Here is a 4,378-nt window from a genome sequence, read left to right as displayed (position 1 = left end):
GAACGCCCGGCCGCCGCGGCGGTGGTGGCCGCAGCCGGCGCCCACCTGCGCGGCGGGCGGGGCCGGCTGACCGACCCGGTGCTGCTGCACCACCTGCTCTGGACGGCCGTGGACGTCTGCGCCGAGCTCGGCCTGCCGCTCCAACTCCACACCGGCTTCGGCGATCCGGACCTCACCCTGCACCGGGCCGACCCGTCGCTGCTGACGGACTTCGTGCGGGCCACCGAGCCCAGCGCCGTCCCGCTGGTGCTGCTGCACGGCTACCCGTACCACCGGCAGGCCGCCTGGCTGGCCCAGGCCTTCCCGACGGTGTACACCGACCTCGGGCTGACCGCCTCCTACGCCGGGCCGCGGGTGGCCGCGGTGCTGGGCGAGATGCTGGAGCTGGCGCCGTTCGGCAAATTGTTGTTCTCCACCGACGCCTACGGGCTGCCCGAACTCTATTTGGTGGGCACCTGTCAGTTCCGGTACGGACTGGATGCGGTGCTCGCGGGCTGGCAGGCCGACGGCGCCTGCTCCGCAGCCGACGCCGAGCGGGTGGCGCGGTTGGTCGCGGCCGACAACGCGCGCCGGTTGTACGCGTTGTAGGGGTGCGATCGGTGCTGGTGGCCGCCGTCGCGGCGGGTGTGGCCGCACGTTGGCGAACCATCACTTTTTAACACTCTTGACCTCTGTTTCCCTGTTGATCTCCGGAGCTCGTAACCCCCCTTCCTGATCCGGATGTGACGATTGGATGACTACCTCTTGCGCTTATAAGCAAATATTCATTAGCGTCCCGGTCATTCCCAAGCGCACCTGCCCATCGCAGCTGCCGCCTGACGACTCGGGAGGCCAACCCCCATGCGTGTTCCTCGGATCAGCCGTACCCGGTACGCGGCAGTGGGCGTCGTGCTCGCCACCGCCGGCGCCCTCGCGCTGCCGGCCGGCACCGCCGTCGCGGCCCCCACCGCCGACTCGACGACCGGTCCGCTGATGAGCTACGTCGTCAACACCAAGGCCAACCACGGCCAGGTGCAGAAGGTCGAGAAGGCCATCACCGGCCTCGGCGGCACGGTGGTCCAGTCGTACGAGCAGGTCGGCGTCGTGGTCGCCCGCTCGAACGACACCAAGTTCGCCGAGAAGCTGCGCCTGGCCAAGGGCGTCGACTCGGTCGGCGCCAGCCGTACCAAGGGCATCCAGGCCGCCGACCAGGGCAAGGCCGACGTCGCCGCCGAGCCGGCCGCCTCGGCCGCCCCCGGCGAGGAGCCCTACGACGCCTACCAGTGGGACATGCGTCAGATCGGTGCCGACAAGGCCCACAAGATCTCGCTCGGCAGCCGCAACGTCACCGTCGGCGTGCTGGACTCCGGCATCGACGCCACCCACGAGGACCTGGCCGCCAACGTGGACGCCTCGCAGTCGGTCTCCTGCATCGACGGCAAGACGAACACCGACTGGAAGGCCTGGCAGCCGACCACCAGCGACCACGGCACCCACGTGGCCGGCACCATCGCCGCCGCCAAGAACGGCAAGGGCATCGTCGGCGTCGCGCCGAACGTGAAGCTGGCCGCCGTCAAGGTCGTCGACGACGGCGGGTTCATCTACCCGGAGAACGCGGTCTGCGGCTTCGTCTGGGCCGGCGAGCACGGCTTCAAGGTGACGAACAACAGCTACTTCGTCGACCCGTGGATGTTCAACTGCAAGACGGACAAGGACCAGGCCGCGATCTCGGAGGCCGTCCGCAAGGCCGTCGCCTTCTCGCAGCGCAAGGGCGTTCTCAACGTCGCCGCCGCGGGCAACGAGAACCTCGACCTGGCGCACAAGACCGTCGACGTGGCCAGCCCGGACGACACCACCCCCGGCACCCGCCCGGTCACCAACGACTGCCTGTCGCTGCCGACCGAGCTGCCCGGCGTCGTCGCCGTCTCCGCGGTGGGCGTCAACGGCGTCAAGTCGTACTACTCCAGCTACGGCAAGGGCGTCGTGTCCGTCACCGCCCCGGGTGGCGACCGCCGCTACCAGCTCCCGAACACCCCGGACAAGGACGGCCGCATCCTGTCCACCATCCCCGGTGGCAAGTACGGCTACATGCAGGGCACCTCGATGGCCACCCCGCACGTCGCCGGCGTGGTCGCGCTGCTGGCCGGCACCTTCCCGTGGGCCAGCCCGGACGAGCTGACCGAGATGCTGACCACCCACGCCGAGTCCATCCCGTGCCCGACCGGCGAGTACAACCCGGGTGGTGCCGGCGCCTGGAAGGCCACCTGCGAGGGCGGCGCCGACGACAACGGCTTCTACGGCGCGGGCCTGGTCAACGCCGAGAAGGCGGTCCAGTGGTGGCGCTGACGCGCTGACCGCGGACACCTCTGAACAGTAGAGCCGGGGAGCGGGACCACTGGGTCCCGCTCCCCGGTCGTTTTCGATCACCAGTCGGTCGCATCCGCCCAGCCGCGCTCCGGCCGCCCCGCGCCGGCCCGCCGGCCCGGCTAGCCCTCGTCGAAGTGGTGCTCCCAGACCGTCTCCACCGACGGCTTGCCGTGCAGGTCCGGCACCTCCTGCAGCCAGGCCGGCCGGCCCGCCCGGGTCCGGGCCGCCCGCCGCCGCTCCGCCTCGCGCAGCTGCTCGGGCGTGGCGAAGCCCTCCGGCAGCCACTCCTCGGAGAGCACCACCCGGGCGGCCAGGTGCGTGACGTAGGCGTGCCGGACGGCGTCCACCGAGTCGAAGCCGGGCTCGCCGGCCAGCCACTCGTCCGGGACCAGCGCCACCACCTCCTCCAGCAGCGGCACGGTGACCAGCGGCCCGAGTTCCTCGTCGGCCAGCCGGACGTCCGGGGCCGAGCCGCCGAGCGCGTGCGCGCTGAGGTCGTACGCCTTGCCTACCGCCGCCTCGGCCCCCGCCCAGCGGTGATGGAAGATCAGTGCGGCGCCGTTGTCGATCAGCCAGAGCCGCCCGTGCCAGGCCACCAGATTGGGGTTGTGCACGGTGCGGTCGACGTTGCCGGTCAGGGCGTCCAGCCAGACCACCCGGCCGGCCTCGACGGAGTCCACCGCGATCATCCCCGGCCGGAAGTCCCGCGCGCCGGGCAGCAGGTCCATCCCGAGGTTGAGGCCGGCGCTGGCCTTGAGCATGTCCTGGATCTCGGCGTCCGGCTCGTCCACGGCGACGGCCGGGTCGAAGTCCACCAGCCGCAGCTCGGGCACCCGCAGGCCCAGCCGCCGGGCCAGCTCGCCGACGATCACCTCGGCGATCAGCGCCTTGCGGCCCTGCGCGGCCCCGGTGAACTTGACCACGTACGTCCCCAGGTCGTCGGTCTCCACCACGCCGGGGACGGAGCCGCCGGCCCGCAGCGGGTCGACGTAGCGCACAGCAGTCACCAGATCGAGCACACCGGCCACCCTATCCCGCCGCGTCGCGGGCGCGACCCTGTGATTGGCTTGCCGGACAGAGCGGTTCCCACCACATGAGGAGAGCAAGGTCATGGGACAGGTGCAGGCCACCACCGAGCGGGTCTACGATGCGGCCCCCGAGCGGGTGTACGAGGCGCTGGCCGACTACCAGGTGACCCGCCCGAAGCTGCTGCCCGCACAGTACAGCGAGTACGAGGTGCGGGTCGGCGGCGCCGGTGCCGGCACTCAGGTGCACTGGAAGCTCCAGGCGACCGAGAAGCGGGTGCGCGACTGCCTCTTCACCGTCTCCGCGCCCAAGCCCGACCAGCTGGTGGAGAAGGACGCCAACTCCAGCATGGTGATCACCTGGATCGTCTCGGCCGTCGGCGAGGGCCGCTCCAAGGTCACCGTGACCGCCACCTGGCAGGGGGCGACCGGCATCGGCGGCTTCTTCGAACGCACCTTCGCCCCGAAGGGCCTGAACCGGATCCACGACCAGGTGCTGGCCAACCTCGCCGCCGAGGTCCGCTGAGGCCACCGCAGGTCCGCCGGGGACCTCATCGTTCACCGAGGGCCTCAAGTTCCACTGAAGGCCTCGGTTTCCACTGAGGACCCCACGGTCCGCCGGGGCTCGCGGAGCCGCCGGAATCGCCAACCGTGCGATTCGCGCGCGTCGATCCATCAAAGCGATCGAATCGCCCTGGAATTCGAGCGGCTCGGTCGCCCGTACGAGCCGAAAGCCGTACGGGTGGCCGAACCACCACCTGCGGGTGATTGGCGCCACCAGGCGCCGGAGAGCCACCCTAGGCTCGCCGCCGTGCATATGACGATCCTTCACATTTCCCAACCGGTGGACGGCGGGGTCGCCCGCGTCGTCGCCGATCTGGTGCGGGGCCAGCGGGAGGCCGGCCACCGGGTGCTGGTCGCCTGTCCTCGCGGCGGGCGGCTGGCCGAGGAGGCCGCCGCGATGGGCGCGCTGGTCCAGGACTGGCCCGCCCGGCGCTCGCCCGGCC

General features: G+C 71.4%; 5 protein-coding genes. 4 read left to right on the top strand and 1 reads right to left on the bottom strand.

The window, feature by feature from the left end; all coding sequences use genetic code 11:
• Together KS423_RS39535 and KS423_RS39530 are read left to right on the top strand one after the other, a co-directional pair.
• A partial coding sequence (locus KS423_RS39535; RefSeq protein ID WP_224284560.1) for an amidohydrolase family protein occupies positions 1-588 on the top strand: 588 nt, incomplete at its 5' end.
• A 252-nt stretch (positions 589-840) separates the two neighbouring features.
• Positions 841-2,325: a S8 family serine peptidase gene (locus tag KS423_RS39530; RefSeq protein ID WP_224284559.1), complete on the top strand. Its 1,485-nt coding sequence runs from the start codon at positions 841-843 to the stop codon at positions 2,323-2,325.
• Positions 2,326-2,465: 140 nt separating this feature from the next.
• Here KS423_RS39530 and KS423_RS39525 read toward each other — a convergent pair whose 3' ends face one another.
• Positions 2,466-3,365: a HipA family kinase gene (locus tag KS423_RS39525; RefSeq protein ID WP_224284558.1), complete on the bottom strand. Its 900-nt coding sequence runs from the start codon at positions 3,363-3,365 to the stop codon at positions 2,466-2,468.
• A gap of 91 nt (positions 3,366-3,456) precedes the next feature.
• Between KS423_RS39525 and KS423_RS39520 the strand changes: the two genes are divergently transcribed.
• Positions 3,457-3,897: an SRPBCC family protein gene (locus KS423_RS39520; protein ID WP_224284557.1), complete on the top strand. Its 441-nt coding sequence runs from the start codon at positions 3,457-3,459 to the stop codon at positions 3,895-3,897.
• Positions 3,898-4,188: 291 nt separating this feature from the next.
• The coding region (locus KS423_RS39515; RefSeq protein WP_224284556.1) for a glycosyltransferase at positions 4,189-4,378 on the top strand (190 nt) is incomplete at its 3' end.

The organism is Streptomyces sp. LS1784 (genome assembly GCF_020103755.1).
In the GTDB taxonomy this organism is placed as follows: domain Bacteria; phylum Actinomycetota; class Actinomycetes; order Streptomycetales; family Streptomycetaceae; genus Kitasatospora.
The sequence above is the reverse complement of the archived record's forward strand: the minus strand, read 5'-3'. Positions and strand labels throughout refer to the sequence as shown.

Bases quoted from the DNA above. Each gene is read 5' to 3' on its own strand.
- KS423_RS39530 (WP_224284559.1), top strand. From the start codon at position 841: ATGCGTGTTCCTCGGATCAGCCGTACCCGGTACGCGGCAGTGGGCGTC.
- KS423_RS39520 (WP_224284557.1), top strand. From the start codon at position 3,457: ATGGGACAGGTGCAGGCCACCACCGAGCGGGTCTACGATGCGGCCCCC.